The organism is Parabacteroides sp. PH5-46 (genome assembly GCF_029892785.1).
Classification (GTDB): Bacteria; Bacteroidota; Bacteroidia; order Bacteroidales; family Tannerellaceae; genus DFXE01.
The window spans coordinates 34,969-61,881 of record NZ_JARXXA010000001.1; the positions used below are offsets into that span (position 1 = coordinate 34,969).

General features: G+C 42.1%; 15 protein-coding genes and 1 pseudogene. 10 read left to right on the forward strand and 6 right to left on the reverse strand.

Features of this window, described 5'->3' with window-relative positions; genetic code table 11:
* Nucleotide 1: 1 nt before the first annotated feature.
* Nucleotides 2-871 (reverse strand): GLPGLI family protein, encoded by an 870-nt coding sequence (locus tag M2470_RS00125; protein ID WP_280743330.1) that lies wholly within the window; start codon nucleotides 869-871, stop codon nucleotides 2-4.
* 177 nt (nucleotides 872-1,048) lie between these two features.
* Between M2470_RS00125 and M2470_RS00130 the strand changes: the two genes are divergently transcribed.
* A complete protein-coding gene (locus M2470_RS00130) occupies nucleotides 1,049-2,521 on the forward strand; it encodes a HAMP domain-containing sensor histidine kinase (protein ID WP_280743329.1) in 1,473 nt (490 codons plus the stop codon).
* The gene (locus M2470_RS00135; protein ID WP_280743328.1) at nucleotides 2,518-3,207 is read left to right on the forward strand and encodes a response regulator transcription factor; all 690 of its coding nucleotides are present in this window, start codon (nucleotides 2,518-2,520) and stop codon (nucleotides 3,205-3,207) included. Before M2470_RS00130 ends, M2470_RS00135 begins: the two co-directional genes overlap by 4 nt.
* A gap of 153 nt (nucleotides 3,208-3,360) precedes the next feature.
* Here the strand turns inward: M2470_RS00135 and M2470_RS00140 are convergent.
* A pseudogene (locus M2470_RS00140) lies at nucleotides 3,361-3,948 on the reverse strand (DUF6261 family protein); the annotation flags it as partial.
* Between the two features lie 323 nt (nucleotides 3,949-4,271).
* Here M2470_RS00140 and M2470_RS00145 point away from each other — a divergent pair.
* Nucleotides 4,272-7,391, forward strand: coding sequence for an AGE family epimerase/isomerase (locus M2470_RS00145; protein ID WP_280743327.1), 3,120 nt, complete (start codon nucleotides 4,272-4,274; stop codon nucleotides 7,389-7,391).
* Nucleotides 7,392-7,420: 29 nt separating this feature from the next.
* Nucleotides 7,421-8,281, forward strand: coding sequence for an alpha/beta hydrolase-fold protein (locus tag M2470_RS00150; RefSeq protein WP_280743326.1), 861 nt, complete (start codon nucleotides 7,421-7,423; stop codon nucleotides 8,279-8,281).
* A gap of 98 nt (nucleotides 8,282-8,379) precedes the next feature.
* On the opposite strand, the gene M2470_RS00155 is transcribed toward M2470_RS00150, so the two are convergent.
* The 3 genes from M2470_RS00155 to M2470_RS00165 all read right to left on the reverse strand — a co-directional run bounded on the left by M2470_RS00155 (nucleotide 8,380) and on the right by M2470_RS00165 (nucleotide 11,753).
* Nucleotides 8,380-9,750, reverse strand: coding sequence for a Gfo/Idh/MocA family oxidoreductase (locus M2470_RS00155; protein ID WP_280743325.1), 1,371 nt, complete (start codon nucleotides 9,748-9,750; stop codon nucleotides 8,380-8,382).
* Between the two features lie 298 nt (nucleotides 9,751-10,048).
* A complete protein-coding gene (locus M2470_RS00160) occupies nucleotides 10,049-11,095 on the reverse strand; it encodes a Gfo/Idh/MocA family oxidoreductase (RefSeq protein ID WP_280743363.1) in 1,047 nt (348 codons plus the stop codon).
* A gap of 133 nt (nucleotides 11,096-11,228) precedes the next feature.
* On the reverse strand, nucleotides 11,229-11,753 hold the full coding sequence (locus M2470_RS00165) for a DUF1097 domain-containing protein (RefSeq protein ID WP_280743324.1): 525 nt from the start codon (nucleotides 11,751-11,753) through the stop codon (nucleotides 11,229-11,231).
* A 1,007-nt stretch (nucleotides 11,754-12,760) separates the two neighbouring features.
* On the opposite strand from M2470_RS00165, the gene M2470_RS00170 reads away from it, so the two are divergent.
* The 6 genes from M2470_RS00170 (at nucleotide 12,761) to proS (ending at nucleotide 25,439) form a co-directional block, all read left to right on the forward strand.
* On the forward strand, nucleotides 12,761-13,729 hold the full coding sequence (locus tag M2470_RS00170) for a site-specific integrase (protein ID WP_280743323.1): 969 nt from the start codon (nucleotides 12,761-12,763) through the stop codon (nucleotides 13,727-13,729).
* A 297-nt stretch (nucleotides 13,730-14,026) separates the two neighbouring features.
* Nucleotides 14,027-15,652, forward strand: a complete 1,626-nt coding sequence (locus tag M2470_RS00175) for a WG repeat-containing protein (protein WP_280743322.1) — start codon at nucleotides 14,027-14,029, stop codon at nucleotides 15,650-15,652.
* 2 nt (nucleotides 15,653-15,654) lie between these two features.
* Complete coding sequence (locus M2470_RS00180; RefSeq protein ID WP_280743321.1) at nucleotides 15,655-17,346, forward strand: SEL1-like repeat protein; 1,692 nt, start codon at nucleotides 15,655-15,657, stop codon at nucleotides 17,344-17,346.
* A gap of 620 nt (nucleotides 17,347-17,966) precedes the next feature.
* On the forward strand, nucleotides 17,967-20,840 hold the full coding sequence (locus M2470_RS00185; RefSeq protein WP_280743320.1) for a hypothetical protein: 2,874 nt from the start codon (nucleotides 17,967-17,969) through the stop codon (nucleotides 20,838-20,840).
* Between the two features lie 22 nt (nucleotides 20,841-20,862).
* Nucleotides 20,863-23,826, forward strand: a complete 2,964-nt coding sequence (locus M2470_RS00190; RefSeq protein WP_280743319.1) for a hypothetical protein — start codon at nucleotides 20,863-20,865, stop codon at nucleotides 23,824-23,826.
* A 131-nt stretch (nucleotides 23,827-23,957) separates the two neighbouring features.
* Complete coding sequence (proS, locus tag M2470_RS00195; protein WP_280743318.1) at nucleotides 23,958-25,439, forward strand: proline--tRNA ligase; 1,482 nt, start codon at nucleotides 23,958-23,960, stop codon at nucleotides 25,437-25,439.
* A gap of 65 nt (nucleotides 25,440-25,504) precedes the next feature.
* Here the strand turns inward: proS and M2470_RS00200 are convergent, their stop codons facing one another.
* Complete coding sequence (locus M2470_RS00200; protein WP_280743317.1) at nucleotides 25,505-26,893, reverse strand: sulfatase; 1,389 nt, start codon at nucleotides 26,891-26,893, stop codon at nucleotides 25,505-25,507.
* Nucleotides 26,894-26,913: the final 20 nt, after the last annotated feature.

The following is a 26,913-nucleotide window of genomic DNA, read 5'->3' on the forward strand; positions in this document are numbered from 1 at the left end:
GTTATTCCAGTTCTATTGGATTAAAAGGCATGTTTTTAGGATTTTTTATACTTTGCCCGTCTTCTCCCTTTACTACGACTGTAACATTGGGAGCTGAGGACTTGACAAAACCTACCGGGTCGGCGGCATTCCGTTCATACATCTTGTTGAGGTCTTTGCGTGAGATAGGCTCGAAGCCCTCGTCTCCATATTCTACCTGCTCTTCACCATTATATTGCGCCAGGGCAATGGCCTCGAATGTATAGTGCCCTTTGCTATCCTGAGCTTTCAGTATAATGCCCGGCAATCCCTGTAGTTTCCAAGGGCCTTCGCTTCGTGGAATGTCAGAAGTATACCAAGCCTCCCAGGTACGTCCGCGAAATTGGCAGATCGCTTTACGGCAAGGGTAGGAGAGCACTGTCAGCGTGTCGCTAAGCAGCTCCCATTGGGGGATATCCGTTTTCTCTTCGCAGCGATAGCGGTTCATGGCAAGTTGTTCCAGCATAGTGGTCTTCCCCGCCGGATAGTTTTTGTAGATTTTGTAACTAATCATGCTTCGATATTGTTGTAGGCTTTCATTAATCACATCCATCCCTACGCCTTTGTTTATTTGATCGCGAAAGACCGAATCGCCCAGAAATTTGGCATAGCTGTAATACACAGAGCTCTTCTTACCCACCTTCAGCATCATCAGTTCTTCCATAGGTTTATCCGGTTTCAGGGTGTCGGAGATAAAGGAGGTTTGGTATTCTACGGCAAACTGTACCTCGTCTATCGGTTTCAGCTTTTCTACGTCATTGGTATTTCGTATGTTGATCACCATCTGAGCTTGTAAGCCCATTAGCTGTAGCGTTGCTATCAGCCAAACTGCCATTTTGATTTTTCTTTTCATATTGCTCTACTTTTTGTTATTAAATTTTGATGACTCATGATGCAAATGTATCTCCCCGAAGTGTTTCCCCGCCTTTGTTTTTATTACTGAAATATTACTCCGTAGATAAAAAGCCTCTGTGTACATTGTTATCTCAAACCGTCTGCTTTATCTTTGCAGAAGACAAAAACAAAAGAAATGGAACGACGCATACGGATTATATGGATACTTTCTCTGGCATCGGCCTTGCTGCTGATAGGGGTGCAAGGCTATTGGCTGTATAATCAATACCAGTATGTAACAGACACCTACTCGCAGGAGTTGGCCGAGAAGATCCTTCAGGCAGGCGAAAAGGAATATACGATTCGCAAAAACAATATCAAGCTGTTTTACACCTATATCATTCAGCAAAACAGCGAATACTCCAATACAGGGGAAGAAGGCATGGCTAAGCAACACCTGGCGTTTTCTTTTACCCATGATCGAAACGAATCGAAGCCGATGGCTCAGAAAAGCATCGACCTCGCCCAAAAGGCTTTGAAGATGATAGACAACGATTCATTACGGCATACTGCCCTGCCGAAAGACTCTGTCAGGCTGAATTTATCTTTCCCTATGCAAATATCTACCGATAGTATGCATGCGGGTATCAACCGGGCGGTGACGAATTTTAACAATCCTTTTGATGAAGCCCTGCTCGATTCGATCCTTACATCGGATCTGCCGGACATCCGCTATACTATCAAGCAAGATACCGTGCCGTATACTTCCCAATGGGAAAAGTCGGGCAGTCTGCTGCATCCCGCTATAGCTGTATCTTATGTCTATAGCCCGTTTGAGAAAAAGGGGATACTCATAGAGGTTGGTATTCCGTCTCAGCCGGTATTCAAGCGGATGACTATCCAGTTGCTGCTGGCTCTGGGATTGATACTGCTGCTGATTGCTTGCCTGGTTTTACAGATAAAAACCATTCTGAAGCAAAAGAAACTCAGCGAATTGCGGGAGAGCTTCGTCAATACCATGATTCACGAACTCAGGCGTCCTGTGCAGACTTTGAAGACCTTTGTTTCTTTCCTGGGAGACAAAGAGATGCGTGCCGACGAAACAGCTACGGAGCAGGTATTGCAAGATTCTATGTTCGAACTAGATAACCTCTCGGCTTATCTGAATAAACTGAAAGACATGGTACGTGCCGACAACGAATCAACACCCCTTCGCCTCTTGAAGTTTAACTTGGAAGAACTGACTGAAAAGGTGATCCGCCTGACGCATACACCAAGTGGCAAGAACGTAAAGATATCAGCCCGCTACGAAATGGAATCCCCCTGGATAGAGGCCGACCCGGTGCATATCGCCAATATACTGAGCAACCTGATAGAGAATGCCGTAAAATACTCGGGAGCCGAAGTAGATATCGAAATCAATGCCCGGCAGAAGGGACGCGAATTGTGGCTGACGGTTTCAGACAATGGCATCGGCATCCCCTATGCCGAACAAGAGAAGGTATTTGCCAAATTCTACCGGGGAACCAACCTGCCGGGAAATGATGTTCCCGGTATCGGATTGGGACTGAGTTATGTAAAACTGATTACCGAAGCGCATCACGGCAACGTATCGCTGTCGAGCCATTTGGGAAAAGGAACATCTGTAACCTTATATCTGCCACAATGAAACAAGCCCTGAAAATATTATTTGCCGACGACGACCTGAAGTACTCCCTTGTAATAAAGCGCTTTCTGGAAAAGGAAGGCTACGACGTAACCTATACCGGAAACGGAACAATGGCCGTAGAGCAGTTTCCTGTTGTGAAGCCCGACCTGGTACTATTAGACATTAATATGCCCGGCTTAAACGGCTTTGAAGTAGCCGAGAAAATACGCGAGAAAGACAAACATACGCTGATCTTCTTCCTGTCCGACCGCTCCGACAAAAGCGACCGACTGAAAGGCTTCAGCCTCAAGGGGAATGACTATATCGCCAAGCCCTTTTATCCCGAAGAGCTATTAGCCCGTATCAAAGAGCGTTTTGATATGAATGCTGCGGGAAGTGTACAGGAAGAAGTCTTCCGTATCGGCAATACCGTCTTCAACTACAGTACCAACGAGTTGCGCACCGGCAACAGTAAAACACTGATCACCTCGCGCCAGGCCGAAATCCTCCGCATACTGGCTACCAATCTGAATGTCGCCGTCAGCCGCGATCTCCTGCTCGGCAGCATCTGGAGAAACGAGTCCTACGCCAACTCCCTGGCCCTGAACGTTCAAATCACTTACCTCCGCAAAGCCCTCCGTAACGATCCCTCTATCAGCATCACTTCCCTCGTAGGGAAGGGCTACGTCTTGAGCGTCGTCAAGTGATAAGGTATATCGAGAGGTGCGTCGCGACAGGTTTTCAGACGCCGTGATGATATACGAATTGAAGGTGTCAATCAGACTGGTTATCAGTGGAATGTGCTCTGATCCGGGCGTTATCAGCAGCATGCTTTGACGGATAACAAGCAATGCATCGGCCACTGCGCTGAACGAGAAATCCACTGTACGCCTTACATCGTATAATTTCAGCCGCTGTCCCTCCATTTTCTTCTGTGCGCGTGTACGATAAAGGGCTTTGAAGGCATTGTTATGCGTTTCCAGCAAATCTATTTCTTCCTCCAGTTCAAGTAACCCTGCAGCCGTCCTATTGGGTTCTTCCTTCAGGTTGATAACAAGATCTGTAATCAAAGTCGAATTTTTCGTATAGGATTTGCTGCCGGTGCCTTTATATAGTAAGAGACAGTCTTTTAATTGTATAGCAGCTGCTTTTTTAGCCTTATTCTTGCTGAAAGTATAATATTCTACCGTACGATTAATACTACGTAAGCTGTCATTACGCAAGACATTTAATTGAGCCAGCTCTTTTGTAGGCAGTCGCGATTTAGTTTGACAAAATTTCTTGCTCTCAACAAGAAAATTAGCCGTATACGTATTCCATACAGCAGTAAGTCCCGGAATAAGCATGTGCTTATCCATTCCATAGTTAATGATTGCATCATGCGTATCAAAATGTTCTGCATTTGTTAATGCTTTAAACAATCCTTGATGGGCGATTACTTTTTTCATAGTGTCGATAATAATAAATAATGTCTGCAAATTAACTATTTTTTATCAAATGACATAATAAAAAGTGTAAAAAGATGTATCCTATAATCATTTATATAAAAAAGATTACCGAAACGGCCGTTCCTGTAATCATTTGGGGTAAAAAGATTATCGGAACGGCTGTTCCTGTAATCATTTAGGACAAAAAGATTATCGGATGTTGGGTTTGGGCAATCTTTTTAGGTGAAATGATTAGAGGAACGTCCGTTCCTTCATAATATTTTCTTATTTTTACGAGGTAAAAAGAAATAGAAACCCTAATGTTTATTTATTAAGTAGAAACCATGTTAGTACAAGTATTGCTTGCTCTGTTTTCCTTATTGCCCGTTTCTTCTCCGGCAACAGAGGATAAGGCTGAACTCTCTCAGATGCGTGAAGAAATAGTAGATGATTTGCAGTATAACATCCTTCCTTTTTGGGAGAAGTATGCGCCCGACCCTTCAGGAGGCTTCTATGGAACTATCCTGCACGATGGCACTCCGGTAGCTGATGCGGAGAAAGGTTTGGTATTGAATGCCCGTATTCTGTGGACATTTTCTGCAGCCTATCGTTTGTTTGAAAACGAAAATCATAAACTGCTGGCAGACCGTGCCAGGAAATATCTCTTTGATTACTTTATCGATCCTGACTATGGCGGAGCTTATTGGAGTGTGAAGGCGGATGGAAGTCCGGGCAACACAGAGAAGCAAACCTATGGAATAGCGTATGCCATCTACGGTTTGTCGGAACATTACCGGGCTACGGCTGATACCAAGAGCCTTGAACAGGCTATAGCCTTGTATCGTACCTTGTTCCAAAAGGCATACGATCCTGTGAACAAAGGATATATCGAATCGTTTACCAGAAACTGGAGTTTGCCGGAACGCTTTGGCTACGACGGAAAAGGAGTTGCCGCCAAGACAATGAATACCCACCTACATGTATTGGAAGCCTTTACCAGCCTGTATCGCGTTTGGCCGGATGCACATTTGCAGGAGCAACTGGCGGAATTAGTCAATGTATTTTATGACAAGATAATAGATGGGAAAAGATATCACCAACGACTCTTCCTTACTATGGATTGGCAGAATCTGGAAGATATCGACTCGTACGGGCATGATATCGAACTGTCGTGGCTACTGTATGAAGCCGTAGAGGTATTGAAGGACAAAGCCCTGATAGAGAAAACCAAGGATATGGCAGTTCGCCTGGCGGATGTGCAGCTAAAAGAAGGCTGGAATAAAGCAGGCTATATGTATTATGAAAAGGCAGACGGGCGCTTGATAGAGAAGATCGACTGGTGGCCACAGGCCGAGTCGGTAGTAGCCTTTGTAAATGCCTGGCAGATCACTAATAATCCCAAGTATGCCAATGCCGCAAAAACAACCTGGAAATGGATAAAGGAGAACTTGATAGACCATGAATATGGCGAATGGTATTATGGACTGAACAAAGAAGGCCAGCCGGATAAAAGACAACCAAAGGTTAGTATGTGGAGATGCCCCTATCACAACAGCCGGATGGGCTTTGAAATGTATGAAAGGCTGAAAGCAAGCCTCTCTGTTCCGGATCAAACCGAAGTAATGGCCTGGGGCAATATGAGCGGTATCCGCGTAGACGGGCAATTGATGGAGTTTGAGTCGAAGTTCCGAGTGGTAGATAAAGATTTGAATGTCTTGTCGGAAACAGGAAAGGAACGGCAGTATCGCCCCGAATATACCCGCAACGGACAGAAACAGACCGTTAAGACAGTTGTAGAGCAGATCCGCTTTGAACAAATAGTGGAAGATAAGGATAAGGGCGTGGCTGATGTATCCCTGCTTGTTGCCTCTGATACAACCCGTAAATCCGTAGCTGCCTATTTATGTTTTGAGTTACCGCTCAAAACGTACGGCGAAGGTACCATCAAAGTGGGGCAAGAGCAGATCTGGCCTGCTAAGACTACCGACTTACAGCCCGCTTCCGGAACCACCCTTTCTGTCAAAGGAAAGACAAATGAATTGGTGTTTACCTTCTCTAAACGCATCATTGCCTTTGCCAAAGAAGAAGGCGATGTAGCAACAATTTACATTCATCTGCTGGGAGATAACGTAAAGAAAGGACAGTCTGCCAAGCTAAACTATACCATCAAAGCCAGTGGCGAGATAGACCATGAAGCAGCAGAGATAGTAGTAGACCGTACGAATCCCGGACGCTTGTTTGAAGGCTTTGGAGGAAACTTTCGCTTGCAAGGCCAAAAAGACCCACAAGTGGTGGACTATTGCCTGAACAACCTGCGCGTAGCCTGGGGACGTGTGGAAATGCCCTGGCGCAACTGGCATCCGGAAGAGAACACAGATCCCCTCGCCCAAGCTCGTAGCGGCAAGATGGACCCGCGCGTAGAAGCTGCCATGAAGATGGCTCAGCGCCTGGCTGCTATCGGTATGCCGGTGATTGTCAGCGCCTGGTTCCCTCCTGAGTGGGCAATTGAAGGTGATCCGGCCTCGTATGTAAGTAACGGAGGTGTGCAAGCCTTCCGCTTGGATCCGCAAAAAACAGAAAAGATATACCAATCGCTGACCAGCTATTTACTCTACCTGAAGCAGGCTTATGGCGTAGAAGCCGTGATGTATTCGTTCAATGAGTCAGACTTGGGGATCGATGTCTTGCATACCCCACAGGAGCATGCGGACTTCATCAAAGGCTTGGGTGCTTATATGGCCTCCAAAGGCTTGGCTACCAAGATGCTGCTGGGCGATAATTCAGACGCTACGACATTCGACTTTATCCTGCCTGCCATGCGAGACAAGGAAACTCATAAATACATCGGCGCCGTATCCTTCCACTCCTGGAGAGGTTGCGACGACGAAACACTGAAGAAATGGGGAAATGCAGCCCGCGAACTGAATGTGCCGCTCATCGTAGGCGAAGGAAGCACCGATGCCGCCGCCTGGAGGTATCCGCAGATATTCAAAGAGAGTACCTTTGCCTTGTACGAGATCAATCTGTATATCCGTATCTGCGCGATCAGTCAACCGCTTTCTATTCTTCAATGGCAGCTCACTTCAGACTATTCTGTCCTTTGGGGAGATGGTATCTTTGGCTCGGATGGACCCATGCGTCCTACGCAGCGTTTCTGGAACCTGAAGCAGTTGGCCAATACGCCTGAGCAGTCTTTTGCCCTTCCGTTTAACTGCAATAAGGAAGGCTTGAATTGTGCTGCCTTCGGTAATCTTGCACAAGGCAAGTATGCCGTTCATGTGGTGAATAACGGAGCCTCTCGCCGGGTGACAATAAAAGGTTTGCCTTCCGCCTCTAAAGTAAAGGTGTATGCTACGAACAGTCAGCTTAAGATGGCAGAAATAACGGATGTGCAGAGTAGTCAGGGAAGTATCTCCTTCGAGATGCCGGCGATTAGTTTTGTTACCTTATTTGCCGAAGAATAATTTTGTGTTGAACTTAATATATTAAACGTATGAAAAAACTAGTTGGATTATTCGTAATGGCTTTTGCTGTTACAATGGCTTCCTTTGGCCAGGGGCAAGTATTTGAAACACTTACCGTAAAGAGTGGTATCCTGAAAATGGATCGTAAATTCGCTATTTATCTACCCGACGGCTATGAGAAGAGCGACCAGTCGTATCCAGTCTTATACCTGCTGCATGGAGGAGGTGACGACCATACCGGCTGGGTACAGTTCGGACAGGTACAGCACATTGCCGACAAGGCTATCGCCGAAGGACAGGCATCCCGTATGATTATCGTGATGCCGGATGCCAACACCGAGCGTCGGGGCTACTTTAATGATATCAGGGGAGACTTCAATTATGAAGACTTCTTCTTCAAAGAGCTGATCCCCCATATCGAGAAGACCTATCGTGTACGTACGGAACGTCGCTACCGGGCTGTAGCCGGACTATCGATGGGTGGCGGCGGAACTATCTTCTATGCCCTACACCATCCGGAAATGTTTGCAGCAGCAGCTCCTCTGAGCGCTTCTACGGGTAGTTGGAGCTTAGATCAACTAAGAATCCCTGAAGGCGTAAAAGTAACGGATAAGCAGAAAGAAGCCTATTACAAACGGCATAGTGTGGAAGAGATTATCAAAGCGGCTTCCGAAGACCAACTGAAACAAATCAAACAAATCCGCTGGTATATGAGCTGTGGCGACGACGACTTCCTGTACGAAGGCAACTCACTGATGCACATTCTGTTCAAAAAGAAGGAAATCCCTCATGAATACCGCGTAAAAGACGGAGCCCACACCTGGTCATACTGGCGTATGGAACTCCCGTTGGTCATGGAGTTTGTCTCCAAATCCTTCTCTCAATATTAATCGCAAAACGAAAACACGCAGTACGCAGTACGGAAAAAGTGATATCCCGTTCTGCGTTCTGCGTGTTCCGTTCTACTGTAAAAAGCTCAACGAGCTTTTTACATGATAGGAGCTTCAGGAGCTTTACCCGGCTTAGGAGCAACACCTTCTTTGTAGAAAGGAAGTGGGCCCATAGCGTAGGTTTCAGGTCCATAGCGTAGGTTAGAAGCCATGATTTCATCCCATGTGATTGGTTTTCCTGTATAAGCCGCTTCGCGTCCCTGGATAGCCACCTGAGTTGAGTAAGCCAAGTCTTCTGCCTGATTGATTTTCTTGTTCAAGCGGATAGATTCTACCAAGTGTACGTGTTCCTGATCATATGGATTCTTTACCGGTTTGCTCTTGTAGTCATATTCCCACATTACATTTCCGCTATAATCCAAGATCTTGATTTCGCCTCTGTCATTGAGTTGAACCATCCCTTTGGTTCCGTATACTTGTTCAGATACGTTACCGTCGCATCCGTCAATCTGACGAGCTGTTGCCAGCATGCGCTTGTTATTGTTATAGTAATAGTCTACACTGAAGAAGTCGTAGATATCACCTGTCAGACGTTGAGCGCGTCCTCCGAAACCAACAGCTTTTGTTGGGCGTTCTCCCATGAACCAGGTTACGATATCTATATTATGGATGGCTTGGTCTAGTAAGTGGTCACCACTTAGCCAAAGGATATTAAACCAGTTACGGATGCAATATTCCATGTCGCTCCATCCTGCTTGTTTGCGTTTGTTCCACCAAGCTCCCTGATCCCAATGGGCAGATGCGGAAACTAAATCACCGATCATACCGTTTTGTACCTGTATATAGGCTTCCCAATAGTCGCGTCTGTGGCGTCTTTGGTTACCTGTAACAACTGTCAGGCCTTTGCTGGTTGCGATCTTAGCAGAAGCAATTACGGTACGGATACCGGTTGGGTCTACAGCACAAGGTTTTTCCATAAAGATATGCTTTCCGGCTTCTACGGCAGCTTTGAATTGTTCCGGGCGGAAATGGGTAGGAGTACAAAGCAATACTACTTCGATATCGCTCATTTCCATCACTTTCTTATACGCATCAAAACCAAAGAAGCAGTTAGCATCAGCTACTTCGTTGTTGAATTTTTCTTTCAATACTTTGCGGCAGGTTTCCATTCTGTCGGGGAAAACATCCACCAAAGCTGTGATTGAAACATTAGGACCAGATTTAAGGAATTGAGTAGCAGCGCCTGTACCACGGTCTCCGCATCCTATTAATGCAGCTTTCAATGGCTTGCCGTCGGGGGCGATGTCTACAAATGAATACATACCCAGTTCTTCGGGTGATTTGGTTTTTACATTGCTGGTCTTGCTGTCTGTTGTACCGCTACAGGAAGATAGTACTGTTGGAGCCATTCCTAAAGGAATTCCTGCACCTAACATAGCCGACCCTGCGAGAAAATCTCTTCTTTTCATGATATAATACTTTAAAATATGAGTAGGTTATGCCCCAAATGTAAGCAAAAAAATGATACTTTTCGTTTTAAAAGAAGATATAACTTATTGAAAATTTATAAAATAAAATAAAGAATGCTGTTTCTTCTACAATAAGGTGTCATTAATATTGTACTATATACTATAACTTATCATTAACGACCGGATTCCGTAGCTATACAGTAAGCAAAAAAAGTTAAAAAGGCAGAACGGAACACGCAGAACGCAGCACGGAAGGCTGAAGACTCATCCCGTTCTGCGTGTTCCGTTCTACGTTCTGCTAATCGAATAAGATTGGCTTCCCCGTTTGGGAGCTACGAATGGCCGCTTCCAGGATAGATACTACCGTTAGATTGTTTTCCAGGGATGATAAATCTGTCGGCTTTACTTTGATATCGCCTCGTACAATGGCTCTGAAATAGAGGAACGAATCGTTGTAGGGAGCCTTTAGCGAGGGAGCGATTTCTTTTACTTCTTTCTTTTCGGCATAAATGCGCATTTCGGTAGGGGTATCCTGGTAGATATAGCCTTTGCTGCCGTATATGTGCATGTCTTTCCGGTTCATCGGCCAGTTCCATGAAGCCATGATCTGGACAGTTACATTCGGGTATTCAACGATAATGGTTGCATCATCGTCTACTTTGGGGTATAGAGCCGGTTTTTGTTGGTTGAGGACGGCATACACGCTCTTGGGTTTCTGCCCATTTAAGAGCCAGGTAGCCAGATTCGCACCGTAGCAGCCAAAGTCTATCACTGCCCCTCCGCCGTTCAATACAGGGTCGGTGAGCCAGTCTAAGAACTCTTTGCCGCAACCTATTTCAATCGGGCCCTGATGTCCGTCGTACACATTGATCCGGGTAATAGAGCCGATTACGCCCTCGTTTATTAAGCGATACGCTTCGTGATTGGTGTTATACCAGGTTGTTTCATAGTTTGTCAGTAAATGGATCCTATGTTTCCGTGCCAGTTCGGCCATCCGTTCGGCATGAGCGGTACTGACAGCCAAGGGCTTTTCCACCATTACGTGAATACCTCGCGGAGCACAGGCTTCTACTACGCGCAGATGGTCGAAGATGGATTCATATACGATGACAGCTTCCGGCTTGGTTTTGTCGAGCATCTCTTCCAGGTCGGCATAGAACAGGGAAGCGTCTACTTTGCCCCGCAGGCCGTTATTGGCGCGCAATTCGTCGTCTTTTTCGGCTACACCTACAATAACAAAGTCGCCTCTGTCTACACGGCTGATCACTTCCCATAAATGCCCGTGGGATATTCCGGCCACTCCCAACCGAAGGGGAGGGGTGGTATTTTGCGCTGTTATAAACATTGGAAATAGAAGTGCAAGCAAGCAGAAATAAGCCTTTATTGTTTTCATGTATCTTATAAGAATTGAGTAGTTATATAAGCAAAGATGCATGCTTTGTTTGTAAAAGCATGCATCTTTATTCTATTTTTTTGGTTTATTTACCCGATTTTACTTTCTCTTCATATTTGGAACGGAAGAATATCGTGATGAAACCAAACAGAAGCCCGATGAAACAGTAAACCATGATAGTGAATGCTGCATTGCCGAAGGTAGCTCCCGGAACATAATTCATAAAGGCGAAGAATGCGCCTGCTCCGATGAATAAGGCAGGGATACAGGATGTCCACTCGTTGCGTTCGAGGAAGATAGCAGCACAAGCCATTATTCCTACGGCAAGTGGTACGGCACAGAAACCAAGTATCGGACTCATAGCTCCTCCCATGGTCATAATCAGGATAGAAACTATAATACCCAAAGCATACGATATAAAGGCTTTGATACCCCCCTTCAGCGTACAGCCCGAGAAGAAGTAAACAGCCCACGACTGGAAGCATATCCAACTAAAGCCCACATTTGTAGCAGGAGGCATCATAGGTGCCAATAGTTGATCTACCACTTGAATAAGGAATGCCAAAACACCGATGATAATAGGAATAACCGCAAATTGTTTTAATGACATAATTGTAATTTTTAAGTTTATAATAGCATTAGCAATAATAGTATTTGGGCGAAAATAGGAAATTAAATGACTCCTATCTACTTGTTATATTAGCAGATATGTAAACCTTATATGTGTATCTTACAATAAGTATTCCGTCTTTGTCTTCTTAGTACCGTCCCTTGGCACGTAACAAAAGTTTTCAGATTACAATAATAAAAATATGTTAAATATTTCAATAGATCGTTTAAAGCCAAAAAACACCCTGACACAAAAAAACATTTTGTCACAATCTGCTATAATTTACAATCTGTCAAAACACCCCTCAAAATCCGGTGCTATTTGACCCCAGACCGGAGTAGTATGCAAAAAAAACGCTGAAATCGAAGCTTGAGAATTAACACTTTGTAAGCATTCGGTAGTGAGAGTTGAATATTAAAAACAATATATGGCTAATCTTTATTCATTATTCTATATTCTTCCTTCGATCCCCTTTCTTTTTGTTAATTCAATTTTGAGCCTGTTTTTTGATGATTTTGAGCCAAAAATGACTATTTTAGAGACTTTTTCCCTTCATTTTGCGACTTCATTTGGATCACTCTGCTCATTGATCTAAATGATTTCGGTAAATAATCCAAATGAAAGTGCTAAAACATCCAAATGATTTCGCTCATTTTTGAAAAAAATCCAACAAAAACATTGTAAATATACCAATAATCCGCGAGTTAGTTTCGATAATGACCAAAAAAGTCATCAACTTTGTTCAAAGTACGAGTTAGCAAAAAATACCTTATATTTAAATAGTGACACGAAATATCCTGTTTGATGATTATTTTGTTTTTCACTATTGAAATGTATAATATATAAGGACAAGAACTATAGTTAGCGTCTTCGACGCAAATACATTACCTCTTTAAAGCAAATTCAAATGCGTTTTCTTATCCATATGTAGAAAATAATCTTTGTGAAAGATACATTATTATTTCATTTATATGATTTTTATTCACTAATCTTAATTATAAATATTTATGGTATCATTAAAAGGACTTATTATTCAGAAATGGCGTAAACAGTATCCATCCAAAATGTTTTTTGTTTTTATGCAGAGTAAAATTGTGGAGTTGAAAGAAAAAGGTAAAGAAAATACAGCAAAAAAATATGAAGTAACCTTACGTTGCTTCTCTTCATTCAGGAAGATGAAAGATGTTTCCATGGAACAACTAACATCTAAAGAACTCAAGTTGTTTGAAGAATACCTTATCCGAAGAGGAGTGGTTATGAATACGATTTCTTTTTATATGCGGATTCTGCGGGCGGTTTATAACAGGGCTATTAATGAATCAATAATTCCTCCTGGAAATCCTTTTAAACAAGTATATACCGGAGTTGCTAAAACACAGAAAAGAGCTGTGGATGAAAATGTTATTAGAGAATTACAAAGAATAACGTTAAAATCTACCCTTGCTTTTGCACGTGATTTATTTTTATTCAGTTTTTATACCCGTGGAATGTCTTTTATTGATATGGCCAATTTGAAAAAAAAAGATGTATCAAATGATATAATTTCCTATTGTCGTTCCAAAACCGGACAACAAATATCAATAGGGCTTGAACCCTGTATGAAAGAGATCATCAAACGATATGTTAATGAAACAAATGAAACTGATTTTATATTTCCTATCCTATACAAAACCGGACAACAAATCAAATACGAGACAGCAATTCGTTCCCAAAACCATCGCTTAAAGATAATTTCAGCTCAATTAAAACTATCAAAAGCATTGACAACATACACAGCTCGCCATACATGGGCCACCATTGCTCGTAACAAAGGCATCCCTCTACCCGTAATCAGTGAAGGAATGGGACATACTTCCGAACAAACCACTCGTATCTACTTAGCTTCTCTCAACCATACGCTGATAGACCAGGCCAATCGTAAAATCATAGGAAAAACATCAAAAACAAAAGGAGTTACTACAAAGGCTTTAAAATAAAAAACTCCATCTCTTTGACAGAGATAGAGAAAACTATGTATTATTAAAGATAATACAACACAAAGTAAGTGTTTTTTTTATGAGAAATCAAAATAAATTACAAAATATTATTTCCATATATAAAATATAGAAACCTAATCCTTGTTTAATTCGTTGTGTTATAGAATATTTATTTCTCTATCTCTGTCAAAGAGATGAGGAAGAATTGCGATAAAATAGTATATCATAACACTCTTGATATTTTGTTGAATATTTTTTTATTAAAATGAACATTGCTTAATTAATTATAAACTTATCATGAAAACTTTTAAGCTCTATCTTGTTTTTTTTCTTATGTTAACATCTTGTACTAGTAGTGAAAAAATGGATTTAATACCACTTTATGATGGTGAAACATTCGTGTATATAGATAAAAAAGGTAAAGTGTTAAAACCTAGTGTGAAAGTTAAAGAAACTTCTGTGTTCAGAGGGAAATATGCATTAGTATCTGTTAATTCCGATCAGGGAAATGGGAAATCCATCAATGCTATTGGAAAAGGATATGCATTTGGATTTCTAAATCGTAAAGGTGAATTAGAAATACCTGCAGAATATTTTGATGCTACAGTTTTTAGTGAAGGTATAGCTTGGGTTGTAAAAGCTAATAGTTATCCAGTAGCCATAAATGAAAAAGGGAAAGAAATGTTTTCCATGCCTAAAGCAGCAAAAGTAAGGTGTTTTCGAGAAGGACTTGCTGCTTTTTCAAGAATTAGAGAAGACGGAACTGAACTATGGGGTTTTATAGATAAAAAAGGAGAAATTATAATTGAGCCTTCATTCAGTGTTGTTGGCGATTTTTCAAATGGATTAGCATATGCTTCTTTCGATGAATTATTTGGCTATATCAATAAAAAAGGAGAAATGACTATTAAGGAGCAATTCTATTCGGCACAAAAATTTACTTCTGATGGATATGCTATAGTTTCATTAGCAAATGAAAGAACAGGAGTGATTAATAAAGAAGGAAGCTATCAGATTAATCCAAAATATTATTCAATAATAAGTGATGGTGATAATTTCTTAGTCAGTACAGATGGAAAAAAAAGCGGATTTGTTAATGTTGAAGATGAAATGATTATTCCTCAGGATTTTAATGACTTAATACCGTTTTTCAACAGCAAGTTCACAGGAGCGACAATGGATGGGGAGAAATGGGGTGTTATTGACTCTAAAGGGAAAATGATCATTAATCCTCAATTTGATTTTATTGCTCCATTTTATAATGGAATGGCAGTTGTGAAAATAAGTGATAAGTTTGGGATAATTGACAATAGTGGTAAGTATGTGATAAATCCGATTTATGAAAACTCTTCTGTTGATATAATAACTGCTATATTTGGTGAGTCAAGGCCTTCTATAGTAGAGACGGATTTCTTTAATACAGAGGAGATTGTGGATGAATTTATTCAATTTACTCAGAAGAATGCATTTAGAGGGATAGACAAAACATTTACTTATTCTGATTTAAAGAATCAATTCCCCAATATATCAACACCTTATCGCTTTAATTCATCATTGCGGCAATTTAACGATAGAATAAATCTGTCAAGCGATGTTTATATTTCACGAATTAATTTCAATTTCCTAAATCCGTTAACTAAAAATGAATATAATTATTACACTCGAAAATATGAATCATTCGAAATTAATGAAACACGAATTTCATCTATAGAATATGAGATTAGATTTAATGAAGAAAAAATATCAACCCGAAAAAAAGAATCACTAATAAATTTTTTACTAACTAAAATTGAAAATCAATATTTAGCAACAGTTACTTCTGATTCTAAGGGAGGTCTTCTTCTTAATAATCAAGAATTAGAATTTAATTTAAATTTTTCACAGAGTAGATATATTATTAAAATAAACTATTTAAATCATTGATTATGAAGATAAAAATATTTTTGTTGTTATATGTTTTTTTATTTTTTTGTGCATATACGCATGCTCAAGAATATGAAATGGTGAAAGTAAGGAGTTCCATTAAAGATTTGGATATACGATTTGAAAGTTGTATAAAAGAAGGGAATTTAACTCTAATTACATATTATATAAAAAATAATATTGGTCAGCCTATAAAAATGGTCAATATAGGATCGAGAGAGGATTTTTTTGATGATAATGATCCCGCCTGCAAAACTAATATTGTTGATAATATTGGAAATTCTTATATAATGAGATCTCTGACTCTGGGAACAGAATCAAGCATTCCAGATAGCGATAGTTATCCAGCAAGGATGACTATAGATTTACCTACTGATGTTTGGTTAAAAGGAACTATCGGTATTCTCACTCATGCTTCTGCTAAATCTTTTCAAAATGTAAATATTGGATTTTTATTACGTTTAGAAAAAGGATTTTATGGGTTTTGCTATACTTTTCAAAATGTACCAATATACACAAAAGCTGATTTACTTCGTATTAAACAAGAAAAGCTGATTAAAGAAACACAAGATATAAAAATAAAAGCAGAACAAGGAGATGCTAAGGCGCAGTATGAATTAGGAAAAAGATATTATGATGGTATAGGTATTTCGCATAATTCGGATCTGGCTTTTGAATGGTATAGAAAAAGTGCAGAACAAAATTTTGCTGATGCCCAATCTATGATTGGTGTCTATTATTGTCAGAAAGAAGAATATGATGAGGCTATTAAATGGTTTGAAAAAAGTATAATACAAGGAAGTTCAGAAGGCTTATGCAACATGGGGCTAATGTATTATAGCGGTATCGGTGTTCAAAAAGATATACAAAAAGCATATGATCATTTTTATAAAAGTGCTCAGCAGGGAAATGTAGATGCTAAGGTTATGATTGGAGAAATATTCTATTATGGACATTTAGGGAGTCAAGATTATCAAAAAGCCTTTACTTTATATACTCAAGCTGCTAGTGAAGATAATGCCTCTGCCCAAAATAAATTAGGATTGATGTATTATTTTGGTCGTGGAGTTACAGCAAATTATGAAACGGCTGCAGAATGGTTTGAAAAAAGTGTTAGACAAGGAGAAGGAAGTAGTAAATATTATCTTGGATATATGTATCTGAAAGGATTAGGGGTAAATAAGAACATAAGTAAAGGGATAGAACTTTTAAATGAAAGTGCACAACAAGGATATAGTCATGCTAATGTAGTATTAGGAGATTATTATATTGAGACAAACGACTATTCAAAATCTTTATCTTATTACCAACAGGCTGCTGATCAGAGTGATGCCGAAGCCATCTTGAATCTTGCTTATATGCATAAAAATGGTTTAGGAGTATTAAAAAATCCACAGAAAGCAATAGAATTTTTTGAAAAAAGTGCTAATTTGGGGAATGCTGATGCTCAATATCAACTTGCTCTTATTTATAAAGAAGCGAATAATCTAACAAAAGCTTTACCATGGTTTGAAAAAAGTGCTGGAAATGCTAACGCTGATGCTCAATATGAATTAGGGCTGATGTATTATTATGGGAAAGGTACAACCAAGAATAATAAAAAATCTGCAGAGTGGATAGAAAAATCGTATTCGTCTGGTCATAAAGAAGCTGAAAAAATATGGAATAGTTTAGAATTATGGAAATATAAATGATATGACAAAACATACAAATAATAATATGTAATATACAGACAATCTGTTTATATAACAATTAATGCTAATAAAACCCGTTAATAGTATTTAAAATACTTAAGCGGGTTTTTATATTTTGGTATGTGTGCCTCTCACGCTCCTGTCCCTTCCCCCACACACAGAGGCGAAGCCGGAGCGTGGGGTTAATCGACACAAATATATTATCTCTTTGTCTTTTCTATCGTTTCCATGAATGAAATGTATATCAATTAAAAAAAAGGAAAAACAATGGTTTATAGCCTAATGATGATTTTCTAAAATAAAAATGACCCCACTTATCAGGATACTTTGGGGTCAATATTAAATAATTTTCAGAGGTCAAAGCTATTTTGGCTTAAGGGGTCAACACATATTGGGTTTTCCAATGACACTTAAAGATACTAATCTTTAGACACATTGGCAAGTCTTTGTTTAGTGAAATGAAGGCTCGCTTCTTTTTATGTTGAATTTGTTTTGGCAGGAATATTGTAGATGCTGTCTTTTTGTGTAGAATATGTTGACATGGTTTATGCTTTAGTAAGAGAAAAGATAGTATCTTTGCCGCGAAAAAATATACATAATTCTTTTTATATCCTATTTTTATGACAAAAAGAGGTCCTCTCTATTTATTTTTATGCGGATTAGTGCTAATGTTTCATTTTTCCTTCCTGCAAGGTTGTACCGAAGATGATGATCCACAAATTATTCCACCTCCAGAGGAGGATGCATATTATGGGATTCATTCCCAATTAATGTTTACCGACGAAACGGATAAATTCCATTCGTTAGAGTTGGCCTGTTATTTCCAGACCGAGAGCGGGGAAATCATCAAACGTGAAGCGACCCACCTGCGTATGCGCGATACATCCCATTTTGAGATGAAAGCCGGACTCAAAGAAGGCCTTTATCGCCTGCTTTATCTGCAGTATTCATACCAGACGGAAGGGGACACTATCACAGAATCGTATGGTATGGGTAATCTGTTGGAGGTGAACCCTCAGGGTTTTGTCAAACGTAGCACATACAGCCAGAATGTCGGTTTCGTTGGTACAGGCACGAAGGATGATCCCTATATCATAAGTAGCGATGATCATCTGTATAGACTGCAAAAGCTGGTCAATGACCTCGATGGTAATCGCGACCAACTCAGTCCGACTGCATACTACCAACAAGTAGCGGATATCAATCTGTATTTTGTTTCCTTCAAAGGGGATAATGCCAATGGCTGGATTCCAATCGGGCATGAGCCGGGATTACCTTTTCAGGGATACTACGATGGTGGCGGCTATAAAATTGAAGACCTGTGGAGCCATCGTGGATCTACCTTTGGCGTCGGACTCTTCGGATACGTTAATAACGCAGTCATAAGCAATGTACATATTGACCGTGCCGAAGTATTGGGTCTTTTTGCTACTTCTGCCCTCGTAGGTGCTGCCGTTACGGCCGGCAACAGTCGGGATGCCACCATTATCCGCAAATGCCAGGTAACCGGTTCCACCATCGACGGTGAAGAAGGAGGCTTTGGAACGGCGGGCATCATCGGGGCGGTAGACTCCCGCGTCAAGCTATTGGTGGATTCTTGCGAAGTGAGTGGGGGTACGTCAATAAAAGGCTCCTTTAACGTAGGAGGGATATTGGGCTTGGGGCAGATATACTCCTTCTGTCAGATTACGAACTGTCGTAACAGCAGCAAGATCGTTGAAGGAAGTCAGTCCTGCGTGGGTGGATTGATTGGTTCGGCGGATACGTTGATTGTGCAATCGTGCATAAACGAAACACCGGTTATAGGTTCGACAGCCAACAGCAAGGATACACGGATGGGAACGGGCGGAATTGCCGGAGCTTCGGGCATCGCGCTGATTTCAGCTTGCTCTAATTCGGAAACGATAGAAGGGAAAATTGGTGTAGGCGGTATTTTAGGTAGTACCCGCTTAAGAACCGATCCCCACCCGATTTATAACAGCGTTGTTCTCCAGTCGTCCATCAATAGCGGTGCTATCAGTGGAGAGGAGAGCGTTGGAGGTATTTGTGGAGAATCACAAGCGAACTGTTACGCTTTATTGAATGAGGGTATGATAACGGGGAAAAAATTTGTAGGTGGCATTATGGGAGCCCTTCCCGGTGGTGTTGTCCTGAATGCTTCGAATGTGGGAAGCCTCGACGCCACCTCACACTGTGGTGGTATTGTAGGAAAGGCGGATATGGCCATATTAGCTTTAACCCAAAATTTCTCACCCATTCAGGCAAAAGGCAAGCACGTTGGTGGTATTCTGGGCTTGGGCGGTAATAGCACGATGATTCATTATAGTGGTAACTTTGGAGATGTTGCCAACAATGCTGATGGAAACACCGGTGGTATTGTAGGTATGATTGGAGATGTAAACGACTGGACAGCAACGGAGATTGCGGATCTTGTAATCGGCTCTATCTATATTGTGTCGGGTGTTGGCGATTGGGTTACTTTAGGATTTGATAAAATCTTAAAAGCTGTTAAGATTGGCAAATCGATTGCTGATGCTGCCTTGGTTGCCTCTTCTATGACCAACTCTGTAGTGAGTCTTTTTGTCAATGCTAATAACAAGGAGTTAGAAAGCTGGTTTGCCTCTATGGAACAAGATGCGTCTCAGTCAAATCTGCAATATACAAAGATCGTTCAGGACAAGACGGATAACTTATTGAAAGGAATGAAGCTCAGTAGCATCAACTCACAGTTAAATAGCAATGGCATCACTGACAGTTACAGAAGATCGTATAACGATGTAATCAAATATATCTCTAACACCGACAAAGAGTATGCCAATTCTGAACGTTTTATTGATAAGATGAACACCAAGCGGAATGATCGGGCAAAAGAGGTGGAATTGAAAGAGAAGAATAAAGAGATGGTTTTCTCGGTGATTGGTGGTGTATGTTCCGCTGTCGCCGGCATTGCATTCGTTGCCTCTTTAGTGGTCACAGCGGGAGGATCAGCCGCCGCACTTGCTACTTTCGCTGCCGGTGCAGCCTCTATTATCGGTGGAGTAAATACAGTCGTTTCAACGGCAACCGACTATACGGAAAACTCCGCTATCATTACCCAATGTGTCAACGCGGGTAAGATAACAGGAATGTCTGATAGGGTCTGTGGTATCGTGGGTGAACTGGAACAAAACTGTCAAATAAACGACTGCATTAATCTGGGTAATGGCGACGGAAAGAAAGGCTATGCGTTCGCCTATATGCGCTCCGATGCAGTGATTGAAAACTGCCTGAACGGCGGCCTTGACTGGAAAGATGACCTCCATATGACTAATAGTATTACTGAGAGGGGTTGTTATACACTCTTGTCGAATTCGGAGTGTTATACCCTTTCTCTGGAACGTCTCGCGCAGCCTTCTTTTTATACGGGCTGGTCGATAGGTAATGGGTCAAAGTGGCGTATCCCTTCCTCTTCAAAAGGTTACTACCCGATTCCTAATCTATCAGAAATGCAATAATTACATAAAAAACAATTATCCAATGAATAAAATAGTATATCCCTTTGTATTATGCCTCCTGTTGCTTTTCTACTCTTCCTGCGAAAAGGAGAATCAGCCGGAAATAATTACCAATGAGGCCGGTTCGCAAATAGAAGTGGTCGGCGATATAAAAGTGAGCACTTTCAAACTGCCTAATAAAGAGTTGGCAATAGACCGCTTGATGATGATCAGGCACAAGCTTCGCTCGCTAACCAATGACGCCCAATACGAATTTGACGGAAGGGTAAAAGAAATCACGTCCTCTGATATTATCTGTGAATTGCATATTCCTGTCGACAAAGTAATCCCGGATGGTGATTACTGGCTGCTTTTAGCTGCCGTGGACGATTCGCATATCGTAGCCACTCAGTTCAAACTGACGTTCGAGAACGATATGGTCTCGACCATCTTACAACGAGAGCCGAATTATAAGATTTTCAAAGGCGAAGGAACGAAAGACAATCCCTACCTGGTTGACGATATGTTGAAGTTGTCCTTGGTATTAAAAGATGATTCGACCCACGCCAAAGGGATATACTTTAAACAAGACGTCTCGGAATTGGTAGTACCTATGCAAGGAGATGCTACCGACGGAAGGGGACATGTCTCCTATCCATTTGCCGGAAACTATGATGGGGGCGGCAACGAAATCCTGAGCCTGACATATAATGGAGCATCCAACGAAACGAAAGACTCGGACGTGGGCCTTTTCAGTGCGCTGCTCAATGGGGCTTCTATCTCGAATGTGGTGCTTCGGGACGTGAAGATCTCCAATGCCGGAACCAATGTGGGCGCTGTCGCTGCTCATTCGTCGGGTACGGTGAAGCTGAAGAATATCACGGTCTCCGGCTCTGTGAAGGGCACAAATAACGTAGGTGGTCTGATCGGAACGGCTTCGGGTAATCTTTCGATAGAGGATGTAACCCTGAAACTTGATGTGTCGGGAGAAGGAGAACGTATCGGAGGCTTGATAGGAAAGGGGGAGAGCGGATTGAGTACAACTATTTCTAAGGTGCAAAGCACAACCTCTTTCTTTGTCAAGGGGAAAGGCTTTGTTGGTGGTTTGATAGGAGATATCAAAGGTAGCTTTACGATTGCGGATGTTGTCTTAAAATACAGCGTCGAACAGGCAGATGAGGATATTGCCATTCTGAAAGCGACGAGCAACTATCTCGGTGGAATGATCGGGAAGGCAAAACTGACGGGAAATAGCTCGATCAGCGGTTCGACGATAAAGCTTCCGATCAAGGGAGTGGGCTATGTTGCGGCTTATATCGGTGACCTGAATACGGACAAATCCAGTATCGGTATCGAGTTGGTGAAGAATGAGGTATTGCAAAGCCGTATCAGTGGAACGAACGACGTAGGCGGCTTTGTGGGCTCCTGGCAGAATGTTAAGGTGAATGCGTTGAAGGATTTAACTCAACAAGCTTCTGTCAGCGGAACAACCAAGGCTGTCGGCGGGCTTATCGGCTATATGAATGGGGCAGACTGGCAGAAAGACAAGGTGAGTGGTAATGCAATCACTTCGGTTCACGGTATCACGGCGATGGAGCAATCGGCCGGTGGGGTATTTGGCTATGTAAAGAATATAAAAAAGGAGATCGATGTATCTCCCGCTAGCTTTAGCATCGATAAATTGGTGTCGGTGAATGGCGCCGATGCTGTCGGTGGAATTGCCGGAAGAGCAGTTAATTGTGTGTTTGTCGGAGATGTCTATTTTGATGTAGACCGCAATCAAACCATTAAAAACAAGAAGGGGAATTCCTCTTTTTCAGGGAAGATAAACGATGCGTCTGAGTATAGTGGCTCTGCCACCTCTTCGGGAGGGCTCTTTGGATGGATAGATAACTGTACCGTCAGTGGCGTTATGGGCAACGGTGTGGTACAAGGGAGGCAACGTCTTGGTGGTATTGTTGGTCGCGCGGTTGAATCTACCCTGTCTATGTGTGTGAAGAAAGGAGAATGGGTATTAGCGCAATATAATGACGTGGGTGGTATTTGCGGCAAGATAGAAGATGAGACTGTAGATATGCGTCAGGTGCTCAATTTCTCTTCCGTGAAAGGTGCCAATTGCGTAGGTGGTATCGTCGGATGTGTAGAAGCGAAAAATGGCAATATATCTCATTTGATAAATGTAGGAGACGTAGAAGGCTCCGGTAAAGTGGGAGGCGGTATCGGGCTTCTCAAAACAACGACCTCTGGGAATAATAGCAAGGATATGGTGACTGTGGAGAAATCAGTCAACTTCGGTGATATATCGGGTTCCTATAAGGGTGGCGAAGAGTTGTATGGATTGGGAGGTATTGTGGGTTCGGCCTATTACTTAGTTACGGTCAAGGAATGTGCCAACCACGGTACGGTGAAGGCCTTGTCGAATTCAACTTATAACGGCGTAGGCGGCGTGGCAGGCGTATTGGGCTACAATGAAATAGGGGGGTATCATTACACGAGCTCCCCGAACATAGTCAAAATCTATAACTGCTGCAATACGAATACTGTCATTACCGAAGGGAATAGCAGCAAAAGCCGTTATACGCTGGGGGGCGTAACCGGTCGCCTCTTCTATGGAACCAATGCTACTCATAACGTTGATATGCACGATTGCTACAACACAGGGGAGGTGCTCGGAAAGAACGATCGCGACAATGGAGGTCTCCTTGGATCAATACATAAATATGCCAGCATACACGAATGTGTTAATTTCGGACGCGTAGAGCATGGTAATGGTGGCATTGGCTCTCATCCGAATATTGAAGGTGTTAATGCCGAGAATTTATATTACCTGAAAGGAACGGGAAAAGGCTGGAAGGCCACAGAAATAAGCAAAAGTGATGCAGAGGTATCAAAGTCTTACAAAGGCTTCGATTTCGATAAGCATTGGAATATGAATGATCGGCCTACCTTGATTCACTGCGAGTATCAGTTTGCAAAGATGCCGGTATGGAATGAGACCGGTAATTAAGGAAACGGGTGGTGTCTGAAATGTATAAGGACTATGTTAGCGTCTTCGACGCAAATACATTACCTCTTTAAAACAAATTCAAACAATATTTCTTAACTTTGCCACCCGTAAAATCTAATTTTTAAACGAAGATGGCAAAAGAGTTGAAAGAACTTACCAAGAGAAGTGAAAACTACTCGCAGTGGTATCAGGATCTGGTTATTAAAGCCGAGCTGGCAGAGAATTCTGCTGTCCGTGGATGTATGGTGATTAAGCCGTATGGATACGCGATATGGGAGAAAATGCAACGTATCTTAGACGACATGTTTAAGGAAACGGGTCATGTGAATGCGTACTTCCCCTTGTTGATCCCCAAGTCATTTCTGAGCCGCGAAGCCGATCACGTAGAAGGCTTTGCCAAGGAATGTGCTGTAGTGACCCACTATCGTCTGAAGAATGCTGCAGACGGTTCAGGTGTAGTTGTAGACCCCGCAGCCAAACTGGAAGAAGAATTGATTATCCGTCCGACTTCGGAAACGATTATATGGAATACCTATCGCAACTGGATACAATCGTATCGCGACCTGCCTATCCTGATCAATCAGTGGGCCAACGTGATGCGCTGGGAAATGCGTACCCGTTTGTTCCTTCGTACGGCTGAGTTCTTGTGGCAGGAAGGGCATACGGCTCATGCTACAAGTGAAGAGGCTGTAGAAGAAACGCTGAAGATGCAAGGTGTATATGCACGCTTTGCCGAAGAGTTTATGGCCATGCCGGTAGTAAAAGGGGTGAAGTCTGAAAGCGAACGTTTCGCCGGAGCGGTTGATACCTATACCATCGAGGCTATGATGCAGGATGGTAAGGCTTTGCAGGCCGGAACATCGCATTTCCTCGGACAGAACTTCGGAAAAGCTTTTGATGTAACCTTTATTGATAAGGAAGGAAAATCAGACTATGCCTGGGCTACTTCCTGGGGACTATCTACCCGTATGGTGGGCGCTCTGATCATGTGCCACTCTGATGATAACGGCTTGGTGCTGCCTCCGCTATTGGCTCCGATACAGGTTGTTATCGTGCCTATCTATAAGAATATGGAGCAGTTGACACAGATCTCGGAAAAGGTTTCCGGTATCGTTTCCAAACTGAAAGCAATGGGTATTTCCGTTAAATTCGATGACGCGGACAATAAAAAGCCGGGCTGGAAGTTTGCCGAATATGAATTGAAAGGTGTTCCGGTACGTCTGGCTATGGGTGGACGCGACCTGGAAAACAACACTATAGAAGTGATGCGCCGCGACAAGCTGGAAAAAGAAACCATTACATGCGACGGCATAGAAGAATACGTAAAGAACCTACTGGACGATATTCAGAAAAATATCTATCAGAAAGCCTACAGCTTCCGCGAGTCTCATGTGGTATCGGTAGATACCTATGATGAATTCAAGGAAAAGATAGAAGAAGGTTACTTTATCATGGCTCACTGGGACGGTACGCCTGAAACAGAAGAGCAGGTAAAAGCCGAAACAAAGGCTACAATCCGTTGTATCCCGCTGGAGGGAGACAAAACTCCGGGCAAATGTATGGTGACAGGTAAACCTTCCGCTCAGCGCGTGTTGTTTGCCAGAGCCTATTAATTGATCATTATATCCCAATATAAAAAAGGTTTCCTTATTACGAGGAAACCTTTTTTATGTTGAACTTATTTTTCGGCAGGAAGATCGAAAATACTGTTTTTAATTTGTATGCCGGAAAGATATTCCTGGGCTTCAGTTGTTATATTTTTCACAATATCAGGATGTTTTGATGCTATATTGTAGAGTTCGCCTGGATCATTTTCTATGTCGTACAATAGGGGAGTGGCATGATACGTCTTATCTCCCGAACCGTAGGCCGCGCGTGATATAAAATGTACTTTATATTTGCCTTTTCTGAATGCATATAGCTCATTGCCTCTGAAAAAAGGAAATATATTACGTCGTGTTTCTTCCTTGCGTGACAATACGTTTTGCAGGCTTGTTCCATCATATATTCTGCCTTCGGGAAGCTTTATATCTGCCATCTCACAGAAAGTAGGGAGGATGTCTAATGAGCTACCCATACCAGCCATGGTACCCGGAGTAACCATGCTACCCCAAAATATACAAGGTACTCTGAAACCTCCTTCACAAGTAGAAGCCTTTCCGTCTTTCAGTAAGCCGGCAGAACCTCCGTCCAAAGCAAAAGTCAACCAGGGCCCATTGTCGGAAGTAAACAGAACGAGGGTTTTATTGTCTAGTCCTTGCTTTCTTAAAGCTTGCAATATTTGTCCTACACTCCAGTCTATTTCTTCTACGGCATCTCCATATTTACCTCGGATTGATTTGCCTTGAAACGATTCAGAAGAATACAAAGGTATATGTGGCATGGGATGTGCCAGATAGAGGAAGAATGGTTTGTTTTTCTCTTTTTGAATAAACGAAACGGCATACTCCGTAAGCCTCTTGGTGAACTGCGTCTGATCGGGATCCCTCTCTATTACTTGTAACTGGTCATAGAAAGGTAGTTCGGAACTATAATAATTATTACCCATTATCAGCTGCTCTTTTTTGCTCATATCATTAGAATAGGGGATGCCATAAAAATAATCAAAACCATGTGCCAAAGGCAATGCTTCTTCTTTATGTCCTACATGCCATTTGCCAACACAAGCAGATATATATCCTGCTTTTTTCAATAAGCCGGCTATGGTATGTTCATCTTGAGGCAACCCCTGAGGAGAGTCGGGGAAAAGTACTTCGCGGTTGTTTCCATACATGCCTGTCCGTACCCCTAAACGTCCGGTTAATAGTCCGGCTCTGCTGGGAGAAGAAACCGATGCAGAGACATAAAAACTGCTCCATCTTTGTCCTTCACAAGCCATTCGGTCGAGGTTGGGCGTTTTGATGGTGGGATGTCCGAAACAACCCAAATCGCCATAGCCTAAATCATCGCAATTAATGATAATAAAATTAGGTTTCTCTTTTTGCTTGTTTATACCTTCAGCACTTGATGTGCTTGAACAAAGAATACTTGATAATACAATTCCTGATATTTTAAACTTGTAGTGCATGTCTTTTTTATTCTAAGTTG

Bases quoted from the DNA above. Each gene is read 5' to 3' on its own strand.
- M2470_RS00200 (WP_280743317.1), bottom strand. From the start codon at position 26,893: ATGCACTACAAGTTTAAAATATCAGGAATTGTATTATCAAGTATTCTT.
- M2470_RS00180 (WP_280743321.1), top strand. From the start codon at position 15,655: ATGAAGATAAAAATATTTTTGTTGTTATATGTTTTTTTATTTTTTTGT.
- M2470_RS00160 (WP_280743363.1), bottom strand. From the start codon at position 11,095: ATGTTTATAACAGCGCAAAATACCACCCCTCCCCTTCGGTTGGGAGTG.
- M2470_RS00185 (WP_280743320.1), top strand. From the start codon at position 17,967: ATGACAAAAAGAGGTCCTCTCTATTTATTTTTATGCGGATTAGTGCTA.
- M2470_RS00190 (WP_280743319.1), top strand. From the start codon at position 20,863: ATGAATAAAATAGTATATCCCTTTGTATTATGCCTCCTGTTGCTTTTC.
- M2470_RS00175 (WP_280743322.1), top strand. From the start codon at position 14,027: ATGAAAACTTTTAAGCTCTATCTTGTTTTTTTTCTTATGTTAACATCT.
- M2470_RS00145 (WP_280743327.1), top strand. From the start codon at position 4,272: ATGTTAGTACAAGTATTGCTTGCTCTGTTTTCCTTATTGCCCGTTTCT.
- M2470_RS00170 (WP_280743323.1), top strand. From the start codon at position 12,761: ATGGTATCATTAAAAGGACTTATTATTCAGAAATGGCGTAAACAGTAT.
- M2470_RS00155 (WP_280743325.1), bottom strand. From the start codon at position 9,750: ATGAAAAGAAGAGATTTTCTCGCAGGGTCGGCTATGTTAGGTGCAGGA.
- M2470_RS00150 (WP_280743326.1), top strand. From the start codon at position 7,421: ATGAAAAAACTAGTTGGATTATTCGTAATGGCTTTTGCTGTTACAATG.
- M2470_RS00125 (WP_280743330.1), bottom strand. From the start codon at position 871: ATGAAAAGAAAAATCAAAATGGCAGTTTGGCTGATAGCAACGCTACAG.
- M2470_RS00130 (WP_280743329.1), top strand. From the start codon at position 1,049: ATGGAACGACGCATACGGATTATATGGATACTTTCTCTGGCATCGGCC.
- M2470_RS00135 (WP_280743328.1), top strand. From the start codon at position 2,518: ATGAAACAAGCCCTGAAAATATTATTTGCCGACGACGACCTGAAGTAC.
- proS (WP_280743318.1), top strand. From the start codon at position 23,958: ATGGCAAAAGAGTTGAAAGAACTTACCAAGAGAAGTGAAAACTACTCG.
- M2470_RS00165 (WP_280743324.1), bottom strand. From the start codon at position 11,753: ATGTCATTAAAACAATTTGCGGTTATTCCTATTATCATCGGTGTTTTG.